The following is a 25430-nucleotide window of genomic DNA, read 5'->3' as shown; positions in this document are numbered from 1 at the left end:
CGGCGCTGCATGGCGGAGCCCGCAAACAAAACCGCGAAAACAACCCCATGCAAAGATAGGATGTGCCTGACTTCTCGGGCTGTTTGCGTCCGGCTTCTATCCGACTTTCACCAAATACTCGGCGTCCGTGACCTTCTCCATCCAAGTCGCGTAGCTGCCGTCGAGCGCTTCCTGCATCGCGATGTGGGTCATCCCGCTGGTTGGCGTGGCGCCATGCCAGTGCTTCTCGCCGGGCGGGATCCAGACCACGTCGCCGGGCCGGATTTCCCTGACCGGCCCGCCGACGGCCTGCACGCGTCCGATCCCCGAAACCACGTACAGGGTCTGCCCCAGCGGATGCGAGTGCCAGGCGGTCCGCGCGCCCGGTTCAAAGGAGACGCGGGTGGAGACCAGCCGCGCCGGCGCCTCGGTGGCGATGATCGGATCCTGCCAGACCGTACCGGTGAAGTAGTCGTCGGGCGCCTTGCGTGTCGGCCGCGAGCCGGAAACGTGGATATCCATGGCGTTACCTCGCTTTGTTAATGTTATTTCTTGCTCGCCGCGTAGCGTGCCTTGGTCTCGGCATTCATGGGATAGAGGCCGGGCAGCGCCGCGCCGTTGTTCACTTCGTTGACGATCCAGGCTTCCATCCGTTCCTGCTCGGCGCCTTCGGCCAGGATGAGGTCGAGGAACGCTTGCGGGATCAGCACCGCGCCGTCCTGGTCGGCGACCACGATGTCGTTCGGAAATACCGCAACGCCGCCGCAGCCGATCGGTTCGCCCCAGCCGACGAAGGTCAATCCGGCCACCGAAGGCGGCGCCGCGTACCCGTCGCACCAGACCGGCAGGCCGGTGCCGAGCACGCCCTCGACGTCGCGCACGACGCCGTCGGTGATCAGCGCGGCGACCCCGCGCTTGACCATGCGCGCGCACAGGATGTCGCCGAAGATGCCGGCATCCTTGACGCCCATCGCATCGACCACGGCAATGCAGCCCTGCGGCATCGCTTCAATCGCAGTGCGGGTGGAAATCGGCGACGACCAGGATTCCGGCGTGGCGAGATCCTCGCGCGCCGGCACAAAGCGCAGCGTGAACGCCGGCCCGACCAGCCGCGGCTGTCCCGGGCGCAGCGGTTTGGTGCCCCGCATCCAGACGTTCCGCAGGCCCTTCTTGAGAAGGACCGTGGTGATGGTGGCGGTGGACACGCGGGACAGGGTCGCGACGGCTTCGGGGGTCAGGGACATCGGTCAGGCAACGCTCCAATGGGAGGGGATCAAAAGCTGGCGCATCTTGCGGGGCGCGGGCATCGCGTCAAGGGTCCGTTCGAAGGAGTGCGATCACAACATCTTATCAGCGTCATGCTGATTAATTTATTGAACTTGCTCAATGATTTCGCAGGAAGCGAATTCCACCCGGGCGCGAAACAGGCTACAGATTGATTTCAGTCTCAAGAGTCCCTGAACCGTCTCCAGACATCCGCTGAGACAAGTCCCGAGGCAGTACGAGGCCATGGCCGCGACGCTACCCCCGCCCCGCCTTTTGCCCAGTGGCGACAGCGCCATCACGGTGGAATTTTCCCGCAACATCGACGATGCCGCCAACCGGCGGGTGCTGGCGCTCGACCGCGCGATGGCGGCTGCGCCGGTCGAGGGGGTCACCGAGACCGTGCCGACCTATCGCTCGCTGCTGGTGCATTACGATCCCGTGCGGACTTCGTTTGAAGCGCTGGGCGAGCAGATTCTGGCGCTGGCGAAATTGCCGGTACCGGCAACGACAAAAACCCGGCGCTGGCGCATTCCCATGGTCTATGGCGGCGAGCATGGCATTGACCTCGAGGACGTCGCCAAGACGCTCCAGACCACGCCCGACGATATCGTGGCGCGGCACGTCGCCGGCGACTACCGCGTCGCCATGATCGGTTTCACGCCGGGCTGGTCGTATCTCTCGGGCCTGGCGGATTCGCTGCAGATGCCCAGGCGGCAAAACCCGCGGCTGCTGACGCCGGCCGGCACGGTTTCGATCGGCGGCGTGCAGACCGGCGTGCAGTGCCTCGCCGGCCCCAGCGGCTGGCACCTGCTCGGGCGGACCGCGGTCCGGACCTATCAGCTGCATCGCGAGCCGACCTTCCTGCTGGAGCCCGGCGATCACGTCAGCTTCGCGGCGGTCGATGCCAAAACCTTTGCCGAGCAGGACCGCGCCGCGGCAGCAGGCGAGATCGTGGCCGAGTTGATGCCGTCATGAGCAAGCTCGTCGTCACATCGATCGGTCCGGCAAGCTCGGTACAGGACGGCGGCCGCCCCGGCGCGCAACGCTATGGCCTGGTGCCGAGCGGCGCGATGGACCGTCTGGCGCTGGCGGCCGCCAACACGCTGGTCGGCAATGAACTGTTCGCGGCCTGCATCGAGATCGGCCCGTTCGGCGCCGCGTTCACGGCGCGGGGCGGCGCGGTCCGCATCGCGCTCTCGGGCGCGTCACGCAACGCCGACATCGCCGGCCGCCCGGTTGCGATCGATACGTCGGCAACGCTGGCGGATGGCGAAACCCTGACGCTCGGCTTTGCGCGCAGCGGTTCGTTCAGCTACCTCGCCATCGAAGGCGGTATCGCGGGCGAGCCTGACTTCGGCAGCCTCGCCGTCAACGCGCGCGCCGGGCTGGGCAGCCCCTATCCGCGCCCATTGCAGGCTGGCGACGAGTTGCAGGCGAAGCCGGCCAGCAGTGCGCCGGAACGCCGGATCGAGCTGCCGGCTGCGGCGGAGGCGCCGATCCGCGTCGTCTGGGGACCGCAGGACGACGAGTTTGCCGACGACGCCAAAAAGCTATTCATCGACAGCGAGTGGAAGATATCGGCGACCAGCGACCGCATGGGGTACCGGCTCGAAGGTCCCGTTATCAAGCATCTGCACGGCCACAACATCGTCTCCGACGGCACCGTGAACGGCAGCCTGCAGGTTCCCGGCAACGGCCAGCCGATCGTGCTGATGCCGGATCGCGGCACCAGCGGCGGCTATCCCAAGATCGCAACGGTGATTTCCGAAGACTTCGGACGGTTCGCGCAGACGCCGGCCGGCCGCGCCTTTCGCTTCAAGGCCGTCAGCATGGCGGAAGCGCAGGCTGCGGCGCGAAAGTTCTGGGAATTGTTGCGTTCCCTGCCCGACCGGCTGCGGCCCATCGAAAGCTTTGATCTCAACATCGACGCGCTGCAAGATGCCAACGTCGCCGGCTTTGCCGTCAGCGCCGTCGATGCGGCCACCTGGCAGGTCGCATCATCAGCGGATGTATCGGGACCGGACTGACCAATCCAAGATCCACTCACGAACAAGCGGACCAACACCATGGCAACCATCGACCTCAACTGCGATCTCGGCGAAGGATTTGGCGCGTGGGAAATGGGCAATGATGCCGCGATGATCGAGCTGGCGACCTCGGTCAACATCGCCTGCGGCTTCCATGCCGGCGACCCCGACATCATGCGCCGCACGGTCGAACTGGCGAAGGCGCGCGGCGTCAGCGTCGGCGCCCATCCCGGCTACCGCGACCTGCACGGTTTCGGCCGGCGGCCGATGCCCGGCTTGAAATCATCCGAGATCGAGAACCTGATCGCCTACCAGATCGGCGCCTTGCAGGCCATCGCCACCGCGGCCGGCCACAAGGTCACCCACGTCAAGGCCCATGGCGCGATCTCCAACGTCGCCTGCGAGGACGACATGACAGCACGGGCGATCGCCAACGCCATCAAGGCGGTCGATCCCACTCTGATCTTCGTGGTGCTCGCCAATTCGAAGCTGGTGACCGCGGGCGAAGCCGCCAACCTGCCGGTGGTGCACGAAGTGTTCGCCGACCGCGCCTATGAAGACGACGGCCAACTGGTATCGCGCAAGAAACCCGGCGCGGTGCTGCACGACCCCAAGACCATCGCCGACCGCGTGGTGCGGATGGTGCAGGATGGCGCGGTGGTCTCGGTATCCGGCAAGGTGATCAAGATGCGCACCGATACCGTTTGCATTCACGGCGACACGCCGGGCGCGGTCGAGATCGGGCGCGGCGTGCGTCAGGCGTTGAGGGATGCCGGTATCGCGGTCGCGCCGTTCAAGACCGCGAACTGACGTTTTCAGTATCCGACCGCGGCACCGTCGCTGCGCGGATCCGAGCCGCCGCTCAAGGTCCCGTTGTGTGATGAGATGGTGATGCCATGGGCGTGGCCGGCCATCTCCTCCCACGGCGCCCAGCGATGCACGCTGTGGCCCCGTTGCTCCAGCGCGCTGATCGTCGCTGCGGGAAAACGGTTTTCCATGTGCAGGGTGTCGCGGGCCTCGCCGAGCGCGAAGCGGCCGGACAGGAAGCGCGGCAGTTCGATCGCTTCCTGGATATCGAGCCCGTGATCGATCAGCGCCGAATACAGATGCAACTGGATTTGCGGCTGGCCATCCGCGCCCATGCAGCCGAGCACGCTCCAGAGCTTGCCGTCGCGCTTGGCCATCGAGGCAATCAGGGTGTGCAGCGGGATTTTCCGCGGCTCAAGCCGATTGGGATGATTGGGGTCGAGCGAGAAGTAGGCGCCGCGGTTCTGCAGCACGACGCCGGTGCTGCCCGCAACCACGCATGATCCGAACGCACCATAGAGGCTCTGAATCAGCGAGGCGGCGTTGCCGTCGCGATCGACTGCGGCGATGTAGACGGTATCGCCCGCCAGACTGCCGAAAGACGGCACCTCGTCCCATTTCAGCGCGCGGGTTGGATTGATCAAACGACCGCGCTTTCGTGCGTAGTCCTTGGAGATCAGCGTCTCGACGGGCACCTCGGCGAAGGCAGGATCGGCGAGCACGAGATCGCGGTCGTGATAGGCAATCTGTTTCGCCTGCACCATCAGATGCAGGCGGTCGGGTCCGAGCAGGTCCATGCGGTGCGGCTCAAACGGCTCGAGCAAATTGAGCATCTCGATCACCGTAAAACCCTGGGTGGGCGGCGGCGTGTTAAAGATAGTGACGTCGCGATAGCGGCCGGTCAGCGGCGTACCCCATGTCGCCTTTTGCCTTTCGAAATCTCCAGCCCGAAAGAAACCGCCTTGTGCTTGCGAGAAGCGCACCATTTCCGCGACGACGGGGCCTTCATAGAAGCCGGACCATCCACTATCCCCGATCGCTTCAAGCGTACGCGCCAGATTGGGATTCGTGAGCCTTGTCCCTGGCGCCGGCGCCGCACCAACGGGCAAGAATATCTCGGCGGCTTCACGTTGCCGGAGAAGATCGTCGCGCATCATCTCGACGAAGCTCGCCAGCCGCTCCGTGACCGGAAAACCATCGCGCGCATAACCGATCGCCGCTTCGAGCACGCGCCGCAGCGGAAGGCGGCCATGAACCTCATGCGCCGCGACCCAGCTCGCGACCGCGCCCGGCACCGTCAGCGTCGCCGGAACGATCCCGCGCAAGGGAATTTCGCTCAGCCCTCTTCCCTCGATCGACGCAAGCGATGCGCCGGCGGCCGCCTTACCGCCGCCATTGAGGTATTTGATCTCTCCGCTCCGGCCGTCATGCACGAGCCAGAACGCGTCGCCGCCAAGCCCCGTCATGTGCGGATAGACGACCGCCAACACGGCGCTTGCGGCAATCGCGGCATCAATGGCGGATCCGCCGGCGCGAAGCACATCGACGCCAGCCGATGAAGCCAGCGAATGCGGCGACGTCACCATGCCATGAGGCGCGAGCGAGACCGGCCGGCCGGTGCGAATATCCAAATGCGCCCCTGTTCTGGCGAGCCGCCGGCGATGTCTAGCCGCGGCTTCGCCGGATCATGTAATTGTCGTAGGTGGCATCGCAGACCTGATGCCACTGATATTGCTCGTTGCGAAAGTGGATCGGGTGCGAAACCAATAGCGTTTCAGGCGCAGCACGCTCCCTTCTCCCTGACGTCGCGGCTTGCGTCGTTGCGGTCAGGCGGCAAATCCATCGCCGGATTCTCGGCGAAGAAGCCGTTCGGCTTCAGCGCAAACCCGACATATTCGACCGGCATCACCGGGAAATCCTCGGGCCGGCAGACATGGGTGGCGCCAAACGTGTGCCAGACCACGATGTCCTCGTTTTCGATTCCACGGTTCTGCGCGATGTATTTCGGCAAACCGTCGCCGCCGGCGTGCTGGTTCGGGAATTCACCGCTGGCGTAACGTTCGTCAGGCGCATAGCGCGTCACCCAGAGGTGTTTGGTCGCAAAGCCGCCGCGCGCGGTCATGTAGCAGTTTTCCTGCGCCAGCATCACCGGCGCCGCATGCGCCAGCAGCTTGTATCCGGTCGGCCCGCCGACGCTGTTGGTCTGGTTGGGATTGATGATCTTCCAGTAGCGCCCGGTGCGGCCGTCGGCCTCGCGGGCAGCATCCTGTTCGCGTGCGAGCGTTCGCGTTGAGGTGTCGAACACATTGCCGTAGGGATTGTCCTTGCCGAACGGCCGCGGCGTGAACTCGTGCTCGGTGACGCTGTTGCGTTCGCCGTCGACCATCATGTGCAGGCGCGCGTTGAAGAAATGCTGGTGGGTCGGACCGCCCAGCCCTTCCGCGACCATGCCGCCCCAGGGATAGGATTGACCGGGGGCCACCGCCGCGGTCTGGATGATCCCGGTCAGCTTGACTTCGAGCTGGATGGTGCCGTCCTGATAGAAATACCAGTAGAAGCCGTAATCATAATTGCCCACGGTCGTGAAGAACGAGATCACGAGACGGCGCGAGCGCCGCACCTCGAAGGTCTCGTTGCGGAATTCGTAGTGCTTCCAGAGGATGCCGTAATCCTCCTCATGCAGGCAGATTGCGTTCTTCATGATCGACGGCTTGCCGTAATCGTCGGCGACCGGCACGTCGAAATACTGGATGTGCCCGAGGCAATCGCAGCCGAGCTCCAGCGCGTTGGCGAGCTTGCCCAACCCATACTCGCCGGCGTCGAACGCGCACTTCCAGAAATGGTTCGCGGTCGGATCGGCATAGGGCACGATCATGTCGGATACACTGGCCCGATAGATGATCGACCGCTCGCGTCCACTGTCGTTGAAGCCGATCTGGTGCAGCACCAGGCCTTCGCGCGCCGTCCAGCCGACGCGGAACGACCAGTTCTGCCAGGAGACTTTCCAGCCCTCGACCGAGAAGCCGGGGCCGTCTTTCTGCACGATGTCGAGCGGCTTGACGTCTTCGCGCATTTTCGGGATCGAGGCGCGGTCATAATTGCGCGATTGCCGCGGGATCGGAACAATATCGGGCTCGTCCACGAGCTGGACGACCTTGTCCTCGATCAGATCAACCAGGGCGACCACGCCCTCGATCGGGTGGGCATAGCCATTGTCCTTGATATCCCGGCGCCAATAGGAAACCGCGCTGACGAGCCGACGACCCTTCTCGACCTCGCGGTCGAAATAACCGGCGGAGAACGGGTCGACCTGGACCAGTTCGATGTCGGCATCATTGAGCCCGCGCCGCATCATCGCCTGCCGCCATCCGGCATCGCGCTTGACGATATCGCCGACCTTGAACACCTCCTCGATCGTGACCGGCGGCTGGCCGTAGGGATGCGCCCTCGTCGAATACTCCTGCCAGGCCGTCACCTGCCGCGATTTGAGGTCGACGGTCGCGACATGCGTCGCCCCCGTCTTGCAATCGAACAGCGTCACGGCCGCCTGACGAGAAAGCCTCGTGCCGGGCGTCCATCCCAGAATGTCGGCTTTGGCCGGTTCCTCGAGCTGGACGTGGGAAAAGCGGGTATGCGGACCGAGCTGTTTGATGGTCCGTAGCAGATCGCACGCCAGCGCCACCTCAGCCTCGCTGAGCGGGTCGAGGGGATGCGTGACAGTCGTGCCGGCCGGTTCTCTCGTCAGGTCCATATTCGCACCCTGCAACATTGGACCGCACGTTAGGGTACCCAGAGTGCACCGTCTTGAATGAACCTGCCAGCTTTTCGACCTTGCCAGCCGGACCGAATGTGGGCGACGGTGAGCGCTCACTTTGTGGAACCGCATCCGCGATGCCGACCAGCGTCTCGACAGACCAAATCCACCCCGCCGAGCGCCAGGCGTTCTGGACCGAGTCGATCTGCCGATCATTCGCCCATGTCGAAACCAGGCCGATCGGTCCGACGCGGGTCAGCGGTCGCTTCGAGTTCGTGGAAGTCGGCAGGGTCAAGCTCGTGCGTTTCGACAGCAGCCCGCAATGCTACCGCCGCGACGCAAAGCTGGTGAGCAAGGCGGGCTCGGACGAATTCATGTTCGATTTCCAGCGTCGCGGCCGAAGCTCGATGGTGCAGGCCGGTAACGAGGGCACGATCGAGCCGGGATACGGCGTGCTCTATGACGCGCGACGACCGTTCGAGGACCGGCTCGATGGTCCCGAGCAGCGCTCCGAAGTGCTGATCGCAGCGGTCCCCGCCGCGACGCTACTGCGGAAGTTCCCGCAAGCCGAGCGGCTATGCGCGAGACCCGTTCCGCTGTCCGGCGCCATCGCGCGCTCGATCGCCGCGTTCATTCGTGCGGCCATCCAGCTGTCGGACGCGCGGCAAGGCCAGGACGAAACCGATATCGTGGCTTATCTGTCGACCTTGCTTCGTCTCGCATCTGGTGACGATCACGGGCTTACCCGCACCGAGCTGTTCGGCCTGATCGACACCTATCTGAAGGGAAACATCGCGGCGATCCGGCCGGCCCCGGCGATTGCGGCCGCCTTCGGCATTTCGGAACGAACCTTCCATCGCGTATTCGCCGACCACCAGACGACGTTTGAACGCCACGTGCTCCAGCTGCGCGTCGAGCACTTCCGAACCCTGCTCCAGCAACCAACGCTGTCGGAGCTCTCAATTGCCGCACTTGCAATGCAATGTGGATTTGCCGACGCCGCGCACGCCACACGAACGTTTCGGAGCTTCTTTGGCGTCACGCCGCGGGATTTCCGCGGCGCGATCCCCGCCCGGATTCAGATCGGATAATGCTGCGGACCGGTCTCGATGGTGATCCAGCGCAGTTCGGTGAACTCGGCGATGCCGGCCTTGCCGCCGAAACGTCCATAACCGGACGCTTTGGTGCCGCCGAACGGCATTTGTGCTTCGTCGTGTACCGTCGGGCCGTTGACATGACAGATACCCGACTCGATGCGCTTGGCGACGTCCATCGCGCGCGCGATATCGCGCCCGAACACCGCCGCTGACAATCCATACTCGGTGTCGTTCGCGACCCGCACGGCCTCATCCACGCCGTTGACGCGCACGATGCCGACGACCGGACCGAACGATTCCTCGCCGTAGATCCGCATCACCGAGGTGACGTGATCGAGCACGGTGGCCGACATCAGGGTACCTTCCGACCGACCGCCGGCCACGACCCGCGCGCCCTTGCTCACCGCGTCCTTGACGAGGCCCTGGATGCGATCGACGGCATCCGCGCCGATCAGCGATCCCAGCGGCGTGCCGCCCTTGCGCGGATCGCCCGCCACCAGCGAGTCGGCCTTGGTTGCAAGCTTGGCAACGAAGGCGTCGGCGACCTTGTTGTCGAGCACGATCCGTTCCGTCGACATGCAGATCTGTCCCTGGTTCATGAACGCGCCGAAAGCGGCGGCTGCGACCGCGGCATCGATATCCGCGTCGTCGAGCACGATCAGCGGCGCCTTGCCGCCGAGTTCGAGCAGTGCCGGCTTGAGGTATTTTGCCGCCGTCTGGGCGATGATGCGGCCGACTCGGGTGGAACCGGTGAAGTTGATACGGCGCACCGCCGGATGGGCAATCAAGGCTTCGATCAGGTCAGGCGCATCTTCCGGCGCGTTGGTGATGACGTTGACGACGCCGGGCGGCAATCCCGCATCGCGCAGACATTCCGCGATCAAACGGTGGGTGCCGGGGCAAATTTCGGAGGCCTTCAGAATAACGGTATTGCCGCACGCCAGCGGCAGCGCTACCGCGCGCACACCGAGGATGACAGGCGCGTTCCACGGCGCGATGCTGAGCACAACGCCGGCCGGCTGCCGAACCGCCATTGCGATACAGCCCGGCTTGTCCGACGGGATCACCTCGCCTGAAATCTGCGTCGTCATCGCAGCGGCTTCGCGCAGCATCCCCGCGGCAAGCATCACATTGAATCCGGCCCAACCGGCCGTCGCGCCGGTTTCGGTCGCCATCAGTTCGATGAATTGCGCGGTTTTGGCTTCGAGTGCGTCGGCGGCCTTGAGCAATATCTTCCGGCGCAGACCCGGTCCGGTTGACGACCAGGCCGGAAACGCCGCAGCGGCGGCATCGGCGGCGCGCTTGGCATCGGATATCTGCGCGGCCGAAGCGCGGGTCGCGACTTCGCCCGTGATTGGGTTGAGGCGGTCGAACGTGACGCCGTCAACGGCCTGTACGTCCTGGTTTTCGAGCAGCAGACTGATCTGGTTCATGGCGTGATCCTCCGTGTTTCAATTTACGTTTCTGAATTTCAAACCGCGCTTGCGACGATGCCGCCGAGATAGGCACGCTGTACGGCATCGTTGGAGATCAGCTCCGCGCCCGTGCCGCTGCCGGTGATCTTGCCGTTCTCGATGAGATAGCCGCGATCGGTGATAGCGAGGCTTTCGCGCGCGTTCTGTTCGACCAGCAGCAGACCGACGCCGCTCTCGCGGACCTTGCGAAGGCTTGCGAACAGTTCGCGCACCAACAGCGGCGACAACCCGAGCGAAGGCTCATCGAGCAGGAGAATATCTGGATTGGACATCAGCGCGCGGCCAATCGCGACCATCTGCTGCTCGCCGCCGCTCATGGTCCGCACCGTCTGTCCGAGCCGTTCGCCGAGACGCGGAAATAATGACAGCACCCGCTCCCGCCGCGCCGCCTCGCCGTCACGGGCGCGCTTCGGGTTGGCGCCCAGCAACAGGTTTTCGGCGACCGTTAAATCCGCAAAGATGCCGCGGCCTTCCGGCACGAGCGCCAGACCGGCTTCGACGATCCCGTGCGCTGGAAGAGCGGAGATATCGCGTCCCGAAAGTTGGACGCGCTTGCCGGGAAGGCAGGCCACGATGCCCGCGATGGCCTTGAGGAGAGAAGTCTTCCCCGCGCCGTTGGCGCCGAGGATGACGACGATTTCGCCGCGACCCACGCTCAGGCTTGCATCCGTCAGCGCGCGATGCTGGCCGTAGACGACGCTGATGTCCGTGACCTCAAGCATCGGCTGGCGCTCCCAGATAAGCTTCGATGACGGCAGGATCTGACAACACCTTGTCCGGTGTGCCCTCGGCAATCTTGCGGCCGCTGTTCATGACGACGCAGCGATCGCAAAGCGAACGGATCGCGTCCATGACGTGTTCGACCAGCAGGATCGACAAGCCCTCGTCCTTCAAGGAGCGGATCAGCGCGATCCCGATCAACAACTCGGACGGATTGAGGCCGGCCAGCCACTCATCGAGCAGAAGCAGCCGTGGCTGCAGCGCCAGCGCGCGCGCCAGTTCAAGACGCTTGCGGTCGATATAGGTCAGCTCGGTCGCCAAGCGCTGATCAGAATTTTTCAACCCGACCCGCTCCAGCAACCGGATGGCGGCGGCATCCATTTCGCCGCGTGCGAGGCGTGCCGGATGAAAGGCAAGGCCGGCTCGCACATTCTCGGCGCAGTTCATGCCGTCGAGCACGCGGACCAATTGAAAGGTTCGACCGAGGCCAAGGCGCGCAATGCGGTGCGTGGCCATGCCTGCAATGTCGTGCCCGGCAAAATGGATCGCGCCGGAATCCGGACGCAGCACGCCCGAGACGAGGTTGAGCGCGGTCGTCTTGCCCGATCCGTTCGGGCCCAGCAATCCAACGATTTCGCCGGAGGCTACTGTCATATCCAGCGCATTGACGGCAACGAGGCCGCCGAACGCCCGCTTCAAACCCCTGATCTCCAGAATGGTTGAGCCTGCGGCCGTCATGCGTTGGCCCCCCGCTCGACGCGCCGTGGCCGCCATTGCCGCCTGAAATTATCCCACAGACCGACGACGCCGGCGGGCAGCGCGTACACGATCAACAGGAAGATCACGCCCATGATCAGCGTCGAGGCGGTCGGAAACCGCGCCGCCAGAAATTCGAACAGCAACGTCAGCGGTATGGCGCCGAGCGCCGGCCCCCAGAGCCGGTGCGCGCCGCCGAGCAGCGCCATGATCACGACTTCAAAGGAAATCGTGGCGTTGAACGCGATCGACGGCTCGATGTAGGTCCAGCGCGGCGCCATGATCGCGCCGACCAGCGTCATGAAGACCGCGCTGATCGTAAACAGCGTTACCTTGGCGATGGTGACGTTGATCCCGCAATGTTTGGCGACCGTTTCGTCCTCGCCGATGATGCGCAGCGCAAAGCCGAGACGCGAGCGCGCGATCAGCCAGCCGATCACGAACACCGCCACCGCAAGCACGAGGAGCTGCCAGTAGATATCCTTTTGGGTGATATCGACGAACACGTAGCGGCCGAGCACGCGGGACTTGTTGACCTCGTACCAGATCACGAGCTGGCGAATGAGTTCGGCTAATCCAAACGTGAAGATCACGAAATGCAGGCCGCTGAGCCGCAACGTCGAAAGCCCGACGATAACAGCCATCAGCACGCCGATCGCAGTTGCGATCAGCAGAACCAGCGGCCAGGACAGCAGTTCGCCGAGCACGGCGACCGTATAGGCGCCGACGCCGAAAAACGCCGTCGTCGCCAGCGACACATAACGCGTCGGCCCTGAGAACAGGCCCCATGCGGTCGCCAGCACGGTGAATTGCAAAAGACCGATCGCGAGCGAGAGATAATAGGCATCGACGTACATTGGAACCAGCGCCAGCACGGCGAGGCCAGCGCAGGTCGCGAGCGCGGCGGCAAGGCGCATGACGCTCATCGCTGCGCCCTCCCGAACAGTCCCGCCGGCTTGACCAGCAGCACGCCGAGGAACAGCGCGAAATTCACCGCCAGCGTCAGGCCCGGATCGACGTAGGTCGCGACCAGCGATTCACTCAAGCCCAGCGCCAGTCCGGCGACGAGACAGCCGAGCAGATTGCCGACCCCGCCCATGACAACCACGATCAGCGCCTTCATGGTGAAGACCACGCCCGACGCGGCGCTGAAGGTCAGGAACATGCTGATCAGGACGCCGGCCGCCGCTACCAGCGCGCCGCCAAGCGCGAAGGCAAATGCGGATGTCCTGACCACGTCGATCGCCACCAGCTGCGCGGCCATGGGATCGACCGCGACCGCGCGGATCGAGGTACCGAGCCGGGTGCGGGTCAGCGCCAGATATAGCGCAAGCCCGACCGCGACTGCGAGGCCGAACGCGATCAGCCGGTTCAAGGCGAGGATTTCGCCGAACAGGCTGACCGGGATCGCGAGGAAGGAGTAGCTGAAGTAAGCGCCGCCAAACATCGAGAGCATGATGCCCTGGACGATGAACATCATGCCGAAGGTCGCCAAAATGCTGTCGACTTCGAGCGCGTCCCGCGTCCGCGCCCGGCGCACCAGCGGCGTGAGCAGGACGCGGTAAAGCATCAGGCTCACGCCGAAGCCGGCGGGAATGACGAGCGCCAGTCCAAGCAACGGGTTCAACGCCCATCCCGTGAACAGCCAGTAGGACGCAAAGGCTGCCGCGACGAGAAACTCGCCGTAGGACAGGTTCATGATCCGCGCCACGCCATATTGGAGCGTCAACCCCATGGCGATCAGCGCGTACATGCCCCCCAGCATCAGGCCGGTGAAGATGGCGTTCGTCATTACTCAGCGCCGCCTGGACCAAGCGCCGATCACGGCGCCTTCCAAACCGGCTTCGGAACAACAGGCGTGCGCGCGCCTTCGTTGGAGGCCGGACCGACGCCGTAGAATTCGCCGTCCTGCCACTGCCCGACCCACCAGTATTTGGTCGGCAGATTGTTTTCGAATTTAACCTTGCCGATGACCGTATCGAACGTTCCGGTCTGCAGATCCTTGATGACGGCCTCGCGGTCGATCTTGCCGACGCGCTCGATCGCCTGCTGCAGCATCTGCAGGCTGGCATAGGTCACCGCACTGGCCCAGCGATCCGGCTCCGCGCCATTTGCGGAGGCCGCCTTGTGGCGCGCCAGGTAATCCTTGATCGGGGCGCTGTCGCCGCTCCAGCCGCCGATCCCCATCACGCCCTGCGCATTGGGGCCGAACTTCTGCTTGAACAGCGGGAAAGCAGTGCCGACGCCGGTATAGAAGATTTTTGGATTGAAGCTTGCGATCCGCGCCTGCTCGGTGATCCCGAGCGTATCCGGCGGATAGCTGAAGGCGATGAAGACGTCGGGATTGAGCGCCTTCACCTCGTTGACGATCGGGCTGAGATCCTGCGTCCCAACCGGATAGGTCTTGTCATAGGCCAGCTTGAAATTGGCCTTTGCCAGTGCAGGACGCGCGGCGCCCGACAGGTCGATGCCAAAACCGTCGGCGACGCTGACCATGGCAACCGTGTCGCCGATCTTGCCTTCGGTGCGCAGCTTGACCAAGAGATCCACGAGTGTGTTGGCGGCGCCGGCGCTGGTGCCGAGCAGCCAGAAGCTGTTGGGCCAGCGCTTTGCCAGTTCAGGCGCGCGATCGGTCACCGCCGTGGACGCGAGATGCGGGTAGCCGGCCTTGTTCAGGATCGGCCCGACCGCGAGATTGAGGCCGGTGCCCCACGGCGGCAGGATGAAGTCGACCTTGTCCTGGGTGATCAGCCGCTCGAGCGCCCGCGCCGCTTCTTCGGCGCTGGAGCGATCGTCATACTGCACGATCTCGATCGGCACGCGCTTGTCACCGAGCTTCAAGCCGCCCGCGGCGTTCACTTCCTTCACCCACATTTCATAGTTCGGCAGCGTGGTGACGGCCGCACCGCCAGCGTTCGGGCCGGTGCGCGAAAGTGCGTAGCCGATCTTGACCGGGCTTTGTGCCAGCGCCGGTCGGTCGGCTGCGAAAATGGCAGCCGCGGTGACGGCGAGTAATCCCGCTGCGAAGCGGATGACTGATGACCCCATGTTCTCCTCCCAGAGACGTATCCGTCCATCGCCTTGAAGCGGCGTTCGACGGAATGCAGCCTATGGGAGCGCCCGGGGCATAGAATTGGACGCATCCGGGGATTGATTGTACTATTTCGTCAAATTGGGCACGCGACGAGCGGTAGATTGTCACGTGGGGGAAATCATGCAGTTGGGTTCGGGGCTGGAAGCCTTTGCGGAAAAGCCGGTTCCGGCACTCCATGCGGAGCGATTTTCCGCTGGCCTGGCGCCTGCTCAATGGGCCATTCGTCAGCGCGGACTTCGCCGTTCCCACCTCCTGGTAATCGAGGCGCGCCGCGGCGCCGTTGCGCTGCGCGGCACCAACGTGGCGTTCGAGGCGCCGGCGCTGCTGTGGCTGCCAGCCGATCTCGAAGGTGATCTGCAGGTCGAAGCCGGCGCGCAAGGCTATCTGATCGCGATCTCCGAGGACTTTCTCATCAAAACCGTCGCTGCCAGCGCCGAAGCACTTCACCTCCGCCGCACCATCGACCGGCTTGTGCTCTTGAAGGCGGGACAGGTTGGCGAAGTTTTCAACGCCGTGGTCCATGGCTGCGACGCGCTGGTGCGCGAACTACATTCTCCCGGACGCGGTACCGCGACGATGTTGTCATCGCACGTGCTGCTGCTTTGCCTGCATCTATGGCGCTCCGTCATTTCAGGCGAACCGCCCGACGAGGCCGCGCACCGAGGTGACGGCACCCGCCTGGTCGGAAATTTCCTGCAGATGGTCGAATTGCATTACCGCGATGGCTGGCCGGTCGCGCGCTACGCGGCCGCACTGGGCGTTACCGAGGACAAGCTGCACGCCCATTGCAAGCGCGAGAAAGGCGTCAGCCCGCGCGCCATCGTTCATGTCCGGCTGATCGAGGAGGCCTGCACGCGCCTGCAGCAACTCGACCTTCCGGTCGAGCAGATTGGCTACGGTCTTGGGTTTCGGGATCCCGGATATTTCAGCCGGTTCTTTCGCAAGCACCAGGGCATTTCGCCGGGCGCTTACCGGCGTCGTTCCCGGCTGGAGCAAATCCGGCGCGGCGCGTCTTACGCCGCTTGGCCGTAATAAATCAAAATCAGAACGGATGAACCGAGAGCGAGCCGAACACGATGGCGGCGATGAGCGCGAGCGAGCTGTAGAGCGCGGCGGTATGCAGTCCCGTTCCGGTGCGCCGGGTCAGGGAGCGTGCATAGAGGTGCAGGCGGGCCTCCGCCGATAGTTCGCGCATGGTCGATCTCCAACGCAGCATGGGCTGCATATGGAATATCGTTCGCGCCAAGTTGCAAGCAGGCCCGAAAAATAGTGATACGGACCCTTCTGCGGACTCACTTTCCAGTGAAAAATTCTCTCGTCTCAATTGCGGCGAGAATTTTATTCGGGCCGATTTGATCCAACTGGAACCCGGGAGTTACGATTGCAACTCCAAGGTTACGACTCTGCGTTAATAAACGTCCTGCTGGAACCGGCCCTGCTTCTTGAGTTCCGCCACGAACAGGACGGCTTCGTCGGTGGACCGGGCGCCGAACTGGGCGACGATGTCGACCAGCGCGCGTTCGACGTCCTTGGCCATCCGCTTGGCGTCGCCGCAGATGTAGACGTTGGCGCCCTCGGCCAGCCATGTCCACACTTCGCGGCCGACTTCGCGCATGCGGTCCTGCACGTAGAACTTCTTGTCGCCATCGCGCGACCACGCCAGCGACAGCCTTGTGAGCAGCCCCGACGTCTTCATCGCGGTCAGCTCATCTTGGTAGAAGAAATCGCAGTCGCTGCGTTGATGGCCGAAGAACAGCCAGTTCTTGCCCGGCGCGCCGGTGGCGCGGCGATCGTGCAGGAAGGCGCGGAACGGCGCGATGCCGGTGCCCGGCCCGATCATGATGATCGGGATCTTTGGATCCTCCGGCAGCGCGAAGCCATGGGCCTTCTGCACATAAACCTTGACTTCATCGCCGGGCTGGATGCGTTCGGCGAGGAAGGTCGAGGCGAGGCCGAGGCGTTTGCGCTTGTTGATGACGTAGCGCACGCAGTCCACCGTGAGCGACAATTTGCCGGGCGTCGCATTGTGCGACGACGAGATCGAGTAGAGCCGCGGCTGCAACGCTTCCAGCGCTTCCACGAAGGCCTCGGGATGCGGCCGCACGTTGGGAAATTTCTGCAGCACCGCCATCACGTCGAGCGTCGCCGCATCGCCGTCGGGATCCTCGCCCTGCGCCAGCGCCCGCGCCTTTTCGCGCTGGGCGCCGCCGGTGAGGTAGGAGATCAGCTCAAACAGCGAATCCGGCGCCGGCGCCAGCGAGACGTCGTCGAGCAGCACCTCGCGCAAGGTCTTGCCACGGACTTTGGTGGTGTGCGACGCACCGAGCAAGGCGATGATCTGATCGACATTGCCGAGATCGTTGCGGGCGAAGATGCCGAAGGAATCGCCGACGACGTAATCGAGCCCGCAGCCCGACAGGTCGAAGTCGATATGCCAGGTTTCCTTTTCCGACTGGCCCTTGTTGAGCAGATAGCGTCCCAGGAACTTGGCTGGCGCGGGATTGTCGCGTGAGCGACCGGGCTCTCCCACCACCGCCGGCGCGGCAGGCGCTGCGGCCGCCGATGATGGCGCGGCTGGCGCCTTGTCGAGTTCCTCATACAGCGATTTCAGCATCCGGGCAGTTTCCTTGCCGCCGGGGACGCAGAGATTGAGCCGCGCTTCGCTTTTTGCTGCGATCGCGTCCGAATAGTCGTTGCAATTGTAGCCGCACTGGCCGCAATCCTGCTGCGCCATCGCCGCCATCATCTTCCGCCGCAGCGGACGCCCCTCCGCCAGCTTCATGCGGTCGGCGATCGGCATGGTCTGGTCGTGCCACGGCGCTCCGTCATCGACCTCGCCGCCTTCCATCACGGCGGCACCCTGCTCGGCCGACAACGGCGTCGGCCCGTCGGACAACAGCCCGGCAAAGAACCCGTTGAGCCACGAGCGCTGCGCTTCGGAGAACGGCGCGCTGGGGGGAATGATCTCGATCTTGGGTGGCGGCGTGATCTGGTTCATGCGGACACCTCCGCGTCGGCCAGCTCGCGCAGCGTCTCGCCGTCATGGCGGCGCGCAAATGTCAAAAACGCTTCTTCGGGCGAAGCACGATTGGAGACGTAGGCCTTCAGCAGCCGCTCGACATAGACCGGCGCGTCCTCCGCCGTGACATCGTGAAACACCTCCTGCCCGACATCGGCGTCCGGACCGAATCCGCCGCCCGTGAAGATATGAAAGCCATCGACCGTGTCGTCGGTATCGCCGACCGGGATGCGCGCACCGATCATGCCGATATCGCTGATGTAATGTTGCGCGCAGGAATGATGGCAGCCGGTGAGATGGATGTTGATCGGCGTCTCGATCGGCACCTTCGGATCGCACCACTCCGCAATCCTGGCGGCCGTGCGCTTGGTGTCGGCCAGACCGAACTTGCAGCCGGCGCGCCCGGTGCAGGCAATCAGGCCGGCGCGCAGTTCGGAAGTCTTGATCGCAAGGCCGATGGCTTCGATCGCGGCTGTGGCCAGCGCGACCTTGTCGTCAGGCACGCCCGGGATCAAGAGGTTCTGCCAGACGGTCAGGCGGATATCGCCGTCGCCGAGATCCTGTGCGATTTTGGCGAGGCCGCGCATCTGATCGCAAGTTAGCTTGCCGAGCGGCAGTGCGACGCCGATCCAGTTCAGGCCGCCCTGCTTCTGCCTGTGCACGCCGATATGCGCCGTGCGGTCGAACGCCGGACGCGGCGCCATCGCTTCGACGGGTACGCGCGTGAAGGCATGGCCGAGCTTTTCCTCGACCAGGGCGAGGAATTTTTCCGTTCCCATGTTGTCGATGACGTATTTCATCCGCGCCTTGAGCCGGTTGGTGCGGTCGCCGGTGTCGATGAAGACGCGGACGATGGCATCCGACACTTTGGTGGCATCGGCCGGCTTGACGACGATGTCGGAATATTTGGCGAAATCCCGGTGGCCGGTGATGCCGCCGAGACCGAGGCGAAACCAGACACCGGGTTCGGCTCCGAAACCGTCCTTCACTTCGACCGCGGAAAACGCGATGTCGTTGGTGTCTTCCAGCACCGCGATCTTGCCGGCGCCGTCGAAGGCGACGTTGAACTTGCGCGGCAGCCCGGTCAGCGAGCGGTCGTTGAGGACGTGATAGTGCCACTCGCGGGCATATTCGCGGGTGTCCAGAATTTCCTGCGGATCGATCCCCGCCGTCGGCGTTCCCGTGACGTTGCGGATGTTGTCGGCGCCGGAGCCGCGCGAACACAGGCCGAGGTCCTGAATGCCCTCAATGAGTGCCACCGCGTTCTTCGGCGGGATCTCCCTCACCTGCAGATTGGCGCGCGTGGTGACGTTGCAGAACGGGCCGCACAGCGGCTCGATCAGATCGGCAAGCCCGGCAAACTGCCAATGCTTCATGATGCCGTTCGGAATCCGCAACCGGCACATGTAGGAGTCCTGCGCCGGCGCAACATAGAACAGGCCGTAATAGCGCCAGCGGAAATTGTCGGCCGGTGACGGCGGCGCGTTGTCGAGCGCCTGCTGTTTCAGCCGCGGATAGGCATCGAACGGATGCTCCTCGCGCTTGACCTTCTCCATGTCGGCCAGCTTCTTGCCGGCGGCGATCACCCTTTCCTGCGCCTTGATATGGGCCGCCTCGGGTCCGCTCGGCTCGGCATTCGCCTTGCCCGAACCGCCGCCGAGGCCACGGCCGACCCGGCTGATCTGCAGGCCGGTGGTGAAGCCTTCGAGGTAGCGCTTCTGCTCGTCGGTAAAATCGACTGTGAGCGATTCCATTTTCATAGTGCGTGACGAAGCTCCTGCGGCCACGGTTGGTGGCGTCAACGAATTCGGATTGACCGTTGGGAACTCGGCGCAGCGGTGTGCCGGGCTTGCTCCTGTTCGGTCCGACCAGCTTCGTTGCTGCGGAAATCCATCTTGGACGTAGGCCAGCCCGACATCCGCGTCGGTTGGCTGCACTGCAGCATACAAGTTGCGTGCCAGACCGATTCCGCTGGAATCTTAAGTGATTTCAGATGATTAAGAATCCGCCCGTGAACCTCTGGGGCCCGGGTCACAGCGGCTTTAAAGGCAGACTGAACAATTATTAGGCAGTCATAATTTGTGCCTAACTTCGCCTCACGGGACCCGAACAGTCAGGCCTTCCAGCGACCGATCTCGAACGCCGCCAGATGCGCGGCGATGTCCTCGGGATTGAAGGGCGGGCCGGCAAACGCCCCGATCCTGTCAGGGCCGTTAGCAGCCTTCCCCGGCTGCCCCATGGCGGCGTCATAGAGGTCCGGCCGAAACACGCCCATCGCGGTCTTGAGTGCCTCCGGCCGCATTGCCGTCTGTCCCCAGCGCACCATCTGGGCGTACAGCCAGGCTGCCTGCACGGGGTCAGGCCGCGCAGCGCCTTCGCGCGCCACCAGCAAGTAGCGGCTGCTTTCGCGCATGCTGCCGTCGGGCGAAACCTTCAACCGGCCATCCAGCGTCCGGAGGATCACTTGGGCATCCACGCCAAGATATTCCGGCTTCGCCAGAATATGCGCCGTCTCGGTGCGGTTATCCGGCTGCTCGATGAATTGCGCCGCGCGCGAGGCGGCCCTGATCAACGCGGCCAGCGTTTCCGGGTTGTTGTCCGCCCAGCTTTGCCGGACCGCGAGCACCTTCTCCGCGGCACGCACCAGGATGTCGGAGACGAAATGCAGGATGTGACCGATCCCGAGATCGACCGCGACCGAGTTCCAGGGCGCACCGACGCAGAACGCATCGACATGGCCGTTGGCCAGACTGTCCACCATGTAGGGTGGCGGTAGCACCACAAGGTGGACGTCCTCGTCGGGATCGACGCCGCCCGCGGCCATCCAGAACCGCAGCTGGTAATTGTGGGTCGAGAACGGAAAGGTCATGCCGAATGTCAAGGGCTCGGCGCCGGCCTTGCGCCGCGCAGCGACGACGCGAGACAGCGCCATCGCCGTCACCAGCGGATCGCGCGGATCGCCGTCGATTTCGCCCATGATCGCGGCATGCAGCACCGGCGAAATCGTAATCGCATTGCCGTTGAGGCCGAGATTGAACGGCGCCACGATCGGCAGCTTGACGTGGCCCAGTCCGAGACTTGAGGCGATCGCGACCGGCGCCAGCAGGTGCGCCGCGTCGAACCGGCCGATATTGAGCTTGTCGCGGACGTTGGACCACGACACTTCCCGCGTCAGCGTGACGTCGAGCCCCTCGGTAGCGGCAAACCCCTTGTCGACGGCGACGATCAGCGCGGCAGCGTCGACCAGCGGAATGAAGCCGATATGCAGCGGTGTGGTCATTTCAGCAACTCCGACGCGGTCAGGATCGACTGCGCGATCTCGCCGATTTTCTTCTTCTCGCGCATCGCGGTGGACCGCATCAGCACGTAGGCCTCGTCTTCCGTCAGGCCCTTCACTTTCATCAGGATTCCCTTGGCGCGGTCGATGACCTTGCGCTCCTCCAGCGCGGATTTGGTGCGGTCGAGCTCGTCCTGCAGTTTGGAGAAGGCGTTGAAGCGCGAGATGCAGAGGTCGAGGATCGGCTTGATCCGCTCCTTCTTCAGGCCGTCGACGATATAGGCGGAGACGCCGGCATCGACGGAGGCTTGGATCGAGGCGGCGTCGCTCTGGTCCACGAACATCGCGATCGGCCGCCGCACGGCGCGGCTGACCTGGAACATCGCCTCCAGCACGTCGCGGCTGGGGTTTTCCAGATCGATCAGGATGACATCAGGGTCTTCCGAATAGATCCGCGCCAGCAGGCTCTGCATTTCGCGGATATGGACCACGCGGGTAAAGCCCGCCTCCCGCAGCCCCTCTTCGAGAATGGCGGCACGGATCGGGCTTTCGTCGACAATGACGATTTTCGGTGACGACTCAGCGCTCATCGATCAACTCTTAACCCGGCGGGCCCATCCATAGCACGTAAGAAGCCAGCGCAAAGCCTTGTAATTATGGGTAATTGGGACTAGCTCGTGCTGATCAATCAGGCAGAATAGATATGCAAGAGGCCGTCGCGCCCAAGATCAGCTTTGTTTCGTTGGGATGCCCCAAGGCGCTGGTGGATTCCGAGCGTATTATCACGCGGCTGCGCGCGGAAGGCTATGAGCTGGCGCGCAAGCATGACGGCGCCGACATCGTTATCGTTAACACCTGCGGGTTCCTTGACAGCGCCAAGCAGGAGTCGCTCGGCGCCATCGGCGAGGCCATGGCGGCGAACGGCAAGGTCATCGTCACCGGTTGCATGGGTGCGGAACCCGAGCAGATCGAGGCCGCCTATCCAGGCGTGCTGTCGATCACCGGCCCACAGCAATATGAGAGCGTGCTGGACGCGGTGCACCGGGCGCTGCCGCCGGTGCATAATCCGCATCTCGATCTGGTGCCGCCGCAGGGCGTCAAGCTGACGCCGCGGCATTACGCTTATTTGAAGATTTCCGAAGGCTGCAACAATCGCTGCAGCTTCTGCATCATCCCGAAGCTGCGCGGCGACCTGGTGTCGCGGCCGGCCAATGACGTGCTGCGCGAGGCCGAAAAGCTGGTCGCCGCCGGCGTCAAGGAACTGCTCGTAATCTCGCAGGACACGTCAGCCTACGGCGTCGATATCAGATATGCCGAGAGCCCCTGGAAGGACCGCCAGGTCCGCGCCAAGTTCTTCGACCTCGCCCGGGAACTCGGCGAGCTCGGCGCCTGGGTGCGGCTGCAATACGTCTACCCCTACCCGCATGTCGACGAAGTCATCGGCCTGATGACCGAGGGCAAGGTTTTGCCCTATCTCGACATTCCCTTCCAGCACGCAAGCCCGGAAGTGCTCAAGGCCATGAAGCGCCCGGCCGCGCAGGAAAAGACGCTGGCGCGGATCAAGAAGTGGCGCGAGCAATGTCCCGATTTGACCCTGCGCTCGACCTTCATCGTCGGCTTCCCCGGCGAGACCGATTCCGATTTTGCTTATTTGCTCGACTGGCTCGAGGAAGCCGAGATCGATCGCCTCGGCTGTTTCAAGTATGAACCGGTCGCGGGTGCCTCCTCGAATGCGATCGGCAGTCCCGTGCCCGACGAGATCAAGCAGGAGCGCTGGAACGCGCTGATGGCACGGCAGCAGAAAATCTCCGCGCGCAGGCTGAAGCGCAAGGTCGGCACCCGGCAGCAGATCATCATCGACGAGGTCGGCCCGACCGTCTCGAAAGGCCGCTCCAAGGCCGACGCGCCCGAGATCGACGGCGCGGTCTATGTCTCGAGCCGCCGCCCACTGCGTGTCGGCGAAATCGTCACGGCGAAGATCGAGCGCGCGGATCAATACGACCTGCACGGCAGCGTCGCGGGATTCTGAGGCCTGGTTAGTCCAGACTTAGGCGACACACGTTCTCGGCGTCGAAGTGGTAGAGGGAGTTGCCGCGCCCTAACATTTGCCCGCCGGATCGACTTGATCCGTCCGGCATCAACAGGCGTACCCGCCTGGTTTCACCCAAATCTCCCGACCCCAGCGTTCTGAGATACGCAGCATCGGCCGGATCGTTGTACTGGCCGGAAAAGAGAACCTCCGTTTCGGAGATTGCGAATGCGTTGCAGCCTGCCAGCTTTGGCTTCCAAAAGGTCAGCTCAAAGTTGCCGCTGATCTTGCAAAGCGGAAAATCCGCGTAGAAAAAAATCGCAGCATCGGTGCCCGAAACATTGAGCGCGTAACAATCTGAAATCGCATAGATCGGGTTCCCCGGAAATTCCCAGACTTTCTCACCTGAAGCAGAGAAACAAGCGAGCCCAGAGCAGCCGACGGGAGCGGGTCCGTCCCGGCCTCCCCAACCGAAATTGCCGAACACACCCTCATCGAAATAACCGACCCAGATGCGGCCAAGACTGTCGATTTGCATCGAGCTTATTCCGTCTCCCAGCAGTATTTGCGTTGCCGTCCCCGTCTCGGGCTGGATGATGGCACCGTTGAGGTCGAAATCATCGTGGCTTCGCCACGAGCACCTCGGCCCCGCTACAAGGATTCGTCCATCGGGGAAGACGTCGACCTGGGGAAAGGTCAAATCGAGTTCGGGAAGCTCGATGGTATGCGATATCATCGACGTCATCCTCACCAGACAAAGCCGCGTCGCTATCTCCGTGCGAGTTCGCGGAAACACGCCGATGCCCCGCTTGTAGGTCTCGGAGAGAGACTTGGCGGTCGACGTCTCCGCAAACAGGAATAGCAGCGAGCCGTCATTCGCGACAGCGCTCCTGACGAGCGCAAAGCCTGGCAAGATCGGGATCGCGCAGAGGTCTTTGAATTGAATCGATGCTGCCAAACACTTGCTCCCGATAGCGTTGCCTTAGAATACCGGATCGGTGGTCACGGGCAACGGCGACGCGTCCGGGTCGCCTCGCAGCGGCAGGTTCAGGAAGTCGCTAGCCAGGCCGGCACCCAACGCTCCGGCCGGGGTGCGCGCACTAGATCTGCCCTCGCCTCTGCAAGATCAGCCGGAGCGTCGCTGATTGCCGGCCGCGTCTCATAATCGAAGCGGGGCAGGATGCGGCCATCGGCGGTCATCGCAAACGACATCGAATACCAAAGGCCGAGATTGGGCAGCGCGCGCCACATGTCGTCGCGCAGGCCGCGCAGTAAAGGTTCAATCGCGGCGGCTTCATCGATCGGCTGACGGCCGCGATCCAATATGCTTACCTGGTACTGCCGGCCCACGATTGCGACCTCAAAGATCGTTCGGTCCCAGGCATGCTGCCCCGCCGGCCGGTGCGCAACCAATTGCCCTGCAAGCCTTGCCATCGCCGGATCAGCCGCCCAGAACTCCTCGCGATCTCTGCACCATTGCTGCATCCACTGGCCGAAGTCCGGCAGCCCGGTCGGCGGCTCCGTCAATCTCCTCAGGTCTCTCACACGGATACGTTTGACCAGCCACCCGGCGAGTTCGCCGGTCTCATCCTCCGCTTCTTCATGCGGCGTAAAGTCGGTCCATACCTGGTCTTCCTCGAATCGCTGGATCGCGATCTTGGCCAGCAAACCCTCGAGCGAAGCCGCGAAGATTTCGTACTGGCCTTCGGAGCCGAGCACCACGATCGGCGCGTTCGCAGGGCTCGTGCCGGCTCCGTACCAGGCGCCGACGACGGAGCCTTCCGGCAACCGTGCGAACAGCGCGAACTTGTCGCGCAGCTGGCTGCCGTCGACGATCGGCGCGTTGTCGGAAAAGTCCCCAACAAGCTCGTAGCAGCCGGCATTGCCCCAATCGCGGCCTTTGAGCCAGCCAGCGAAATCAATCAGCAATTGCGGCGCCTCGGTGCCGGGCGGAAATGCCCGGCGGATGCTGTCAACGTCGATGGGATAGGAATTATCGTCGGACACTGGGATGACCTGCGGTTGATGGGCTCGCGTTGGTCGGTTCGACCAACGGGCCGGTTCAACGGCGAAGCCGTGGAACATGAACCGACTCGGGCCTTGGCCTCACATAAGCAGGCAAATTGAAAA

23 protein-coding genes are annotated in these 25430 nt (G+C 63.8%); 6 read left to right on the top strand and 17 right to left on the bottom strand.

Features of this window, described 5'->3' with window-relative positions:
- Positions 1-96 precede the first annotated feature (96 nt).
- Both ACSQ84_RS34535 and ACSQ84_RS34530 read right to left on the bottom strand, forming a co-directional pair.
- Positions 97-501 (bottom strand): (R)-mandelonitrile lyase, encoded by a 405-nt coding sequence (locus tag ACSQ84_RS34535; RefSeq protein ID WP_436216226.1) that lies wholly within the window; start codon positions 499-501, stop codon positions 97-99.
- 23 nt (positions 502-524) lie between these two features.
- Positions 525-1223 (bottom strand): ribonuclease activity regulator RraA, encoded by a 699-nt coding sequence (locus tag ACSQ84_RS34530; protein ID WP_436216225.1) that lies wholly within the window; start codon positions 1221-1223, stop codon positions 525-527.
- 265 nt (positions 1224-1488) lie between these two features.
- Between ACSQ84_RS34530 and pxpB the strand changes: the two genes are divergently transcribed.
- From pxpB to ACSQ84_RS34515, 3 genes are read left to right on the top strand one after another with little or no spacing between them, the layout of a single operon-like run.
- Entirely contained in the window at positions 1489-2220 is a 732-nt protein-coding gene (gene pxpB / locus ACSQ84_RS34525; RefSeq protein ID WP_436216224.1) for a 5-oxoprolinase subunit PxpB, read from the top strand.
- On the top strand, positions 2217-3272 hold the full coding sequence (locus ACSQ84_RS34520) for a biotin-dependent carboxyltransferase family protein (protein WP_436216223.1): 1056 nt from the start codon (positions 2217-2219) through the stop codon (positions 3270-3272). Before pxpB ends, ACSQ84_RS34520 begins: the two co-directional genes overlap by 4 nt.
- Positions 3273-3311: 39 nt before the next feature.
- A complete protein-coding gene (locus ACSQ84_RS34515) occupies positions 3312-4082 on the top strand; it encodes a LamB/YcsF family protein (protein ID WP_436216222.1) in 771 nt (256 codons plus the stop codon).
- 5 nt (positions 4083-4087) lie between these two features.
- Here the strand turns inward: ACSQ84_RS34515 and ggt are convergent, their stop codons facing one another.
- Together ggt and ACSQ84_RS34505 are read right to left on the bottom strand one after the other, a co-directional pair.
- On the bottom strand, positions 4088-5710 hold the full coding sequence (ggt, locus tag ACSQ84_RS34510; protein ID WP_436216221.1) for a gamma-glutamyltransferase: 1623 nt from the start codon (positions 5708-5710) through the stop codon (positions 4088-4090).
- Between the two features lie 143 nt (positions 5711-5853).
- Positions 5854-7830: a primary-amine oxidase gene (locus ACSQ84_RS34505; RefSeq protein WP_436216220.1), complete on the bottom strand. Its 1977-nt coding sequence runs from the start codon at positions 7828-7830 to the stop codon at positions 5854-5856.
- A 140-nt stretch (positions 7831-7970) separates the two neighbouring features.
- Here ACSQ84_RS34505 and ACSQ84_RS34500 point away from each other — a divergent pair, with 140 nt between their 5' ends.
- The gene (locus tag ACSQ84_RS34500; RefSeq protein ID WP_436216219.1) at positions 7971-8924 is read left to right on the top strand and encodes an AraC family transcriptional regulator; all 954 of its coding nucleotides are present in this window, start codon (positions 7971-7973) and stop codon (positions 8922-8924) included.
- On the opposite strand, the gene ACSQ84_RS34495 is transcribed toward ACSQ84_RS34500, so the two are convergent.
- The 6 genes from ACSQ84_RS34495 to ACSQ84_RS34470 are packed head-to-tail and all read right to left on the bottom strand — an operon-like array spanning position 8912 to position 14929.
- On the bottom strand, positions 8912-10363 hold the full coding sequence (locus tag ACSQ84_RS34495) for an aldehyde dehydrogenase (RefSeq protein WP_436216218.1): 1452 nt from the start codon (positions 10361-10363) through the stop codon (positions 8912-8914). The genes ACSQ84_RS34500 and ACSQ84_RS34495 overlap by 13 nt on opposite strands.
- 38 nt (positions 10364-10401) lie before the next feature.
- Positions 10402-11127, bottom strand: coding sequence for an ABC transporter ATP-binding protein (locus tag ACSQ84_RS34490; RefSeq protein ID WP_436216217.1), 726 nt, complete (start codon positions 11125-11127; stop codon positions 10402-10404).
- On the bottom strand, positions 11120-11863 hold the full coding sequence (locus ACSQ84_RS34485) for an ABC transporter ATP-binding protein (protein ID WP_436216216.1): 744 nt from the start codon (positions 11861-11863) through the stop codon (positions 11120-11122). Before ACSQ84_RS34485 ends, ACSQ84_RS34490 begins: the two co-directional genes overlap by 8 nt.
- The gene (locus ACSQ84_RS34480; RefSeq protein WP_436216215.1) at positions 11860-12807 is read right to left on the bottom strand and encodes a branched-chain amino acid ABC transporter permease; all 948 of its coding nucleotides are present in this window, start codon (positions 12805-12807) and stop codon (positions 11860-11862) included. Before ACSQ84_RS34480 ends, ACSQ84_RS34485 begins: the two co-directional genes overlap by 4 nt.
- Positions 12804-13673: a branched-chain amino acid ABC transporter permease gene (locus tag ACSQ84_RS34475; RefSeq protein ID WP_436216214.1), complete on the bottom strand. Its 870-nt coding sequence runs from the start codon at positions 13671-13673 to the stop codon at positions 12804-12806. Before ACSQ84_RS34475 ends, ACSQ84_RS34480 begins: the two co-directional genes overlap by 4 nt.
- 29 nt (positions 13674-13702) lie before the next feature.
- A complete protein-coding gene (locus tag ACSQ84_RS34470; RefSeq protein WP_436216213.1) occupies positions 13703-14929 on the bottom strand; it encodes an amino acid ABC transporter substrate-binding protein in 1227 nt (408 codons plus the stop codon).
- A 166-nt stretch (positions 14930-15095) separates the two neighbouring features.
- Between ACSQ84_RS34470 and ACSQ84_RS34465 the strand changes: the two genes are divergently transcribed.
- Complete coding sequence (locus tag ACSQ84_RS34465) at positions 15096-16007, top strand: helix-turn-helix domain-containing protein (protein WP_436216212.1); 912 nt, start codon at positions 15096-15098, stop codon at positions 16005-16007.
- Positions 16008-16017: 10 nt separating this feature from the next.
- Here the strand turns inward: ACSQ84_RS34465 and ACSQ84_RS34460 are convergent, their stop codons facing one another.
- From ACSQ84_RS34460 to ACSQ84_RS34440, 5 genes are all read right to left on the bottom strand, one after another.
- Positions 16018-16170 carry a hypothetical protein gene (locus ACSQ84_RS34460; protein WP_436216211.1) on the bottom strand — a complete coding sequence of 51 codons (153 nt, stop codon included), beginning with the start codon at positions 16168-16170 and terminating at the stop codon, positions 16018-16020.
- 213 nt (positions 16171-16383) lie between these two features.
- Positions 16384-17973, bottom strand: coding sequence for a sulfite reductase subunit alpha (locus ACSQ84_RS34455; protein ID WP_436216210.1), 1590 nt, complete (start codon positions 17971-17973; stop codon positions 16384-16386).
- Positions 17970-19754 carry a NirA family protein gene (locus ACSQ84_RS34450; protein WP_436216209.1) on the bottom strand — a complete coding sequence of 595 codons (1785 nt, stop codon included), beginning with the start codon at positions 19752-19754 and terminating at the stop codon, positions 17970-17972. Before ACSQ84_RS34450 ends, ACSQ84_RS34455 begins: the two co-directional genes overlap by 4 nt.
- 353 nt (positions 19755-20107) lie before the next feature.
- Complete coding sequence (locus tag ACSQ84_RS34445; protein ID WP_436216208.1) at positions 20108-21274, bottom strand: CmpA/NrtA family ABC transporter substrate-binding protein; 1167 nt, start codon at positions 21272-21274, stop codon at positions 20108-20110.
- Positions 21271-21861: an ANTAR domain-containing response regulator gene (locus ACSQ84_RS34440; RefSeq protein ID WP_436216207.1), complete on the bottom strand. Its 591-nt coding sequence runs from the start codon at positions 21859-21861 to the stop codon at positions 21271-21273. The genes ACSQ84_RS34445 and ACSQ84_RS34440 overlap by 4 nt, the downstream gene beginning before the upstream one ends.
- Before the next feature lie 113 nt (positions 21862-21974).
- Between ACSQ84_RS34440 and rimO the strand changes: the two genes are divergently transcribed.
- Positions 21975-23300, top strand: a complete 1326-nt coding sequence (rimO, locus tag ACSQ84_RS34435) for a 30S ribosomal protein S12 methylthiotransferase RimO (RefSeq protein ID WP_436216206.1) — start codon at positions 21975-21977, stop codon at positions 23298-23300.
- 7 nt (positions 23301-23307) lie between these two features.
- Here the strand turns inward: rimO and ACSQ84_RS34430 are convergent, their stop codons facing one another.
- Together ACSQ84_RS34430 and ACSQ84_RS34425 are read right to left on the bottom strand one after the other, a co-directional pair.
- The gene (locus ACSQ84_RS34430; RefSeq protein ID WP_436216205.1) at positions 23308-24258 is read right to left on the bottom strand and encodes a hypothetical protein; all 951 of its coding nucleotides are present in this window, start codon (positions 24256-24258) and stop codon (positions 23308-23310) included.
- 89 nt (positions 24259-24347) lie between these two features.
- Positions 24348-25307 (bottom strand): hypothetical protein, encoded by a 960-nt coding sequence (locus ACSQ84_RS34425; protein ID WP_436216204.1) that lies wholly within the window; start codon positions 25305-25307, stop codon positions 24348-24350.
- Positions 25308-25430: the final 123 nt, after the last annotated feature.

It is taken from the genome of Bradyrhizobium sp. LjRoot220, assembly GCF_964252915.1.
Classification (GTDB): Bacteria; Pseudomonadota; Alphaproteobacteria; order Rhizobiales; family Xanthobacteraceae; genus Bradyrhizobium.
Note: the sequence above shows the minus strand (reverse complement) of the source record. Positions and strands in the feature narration are given on the sequence as shown.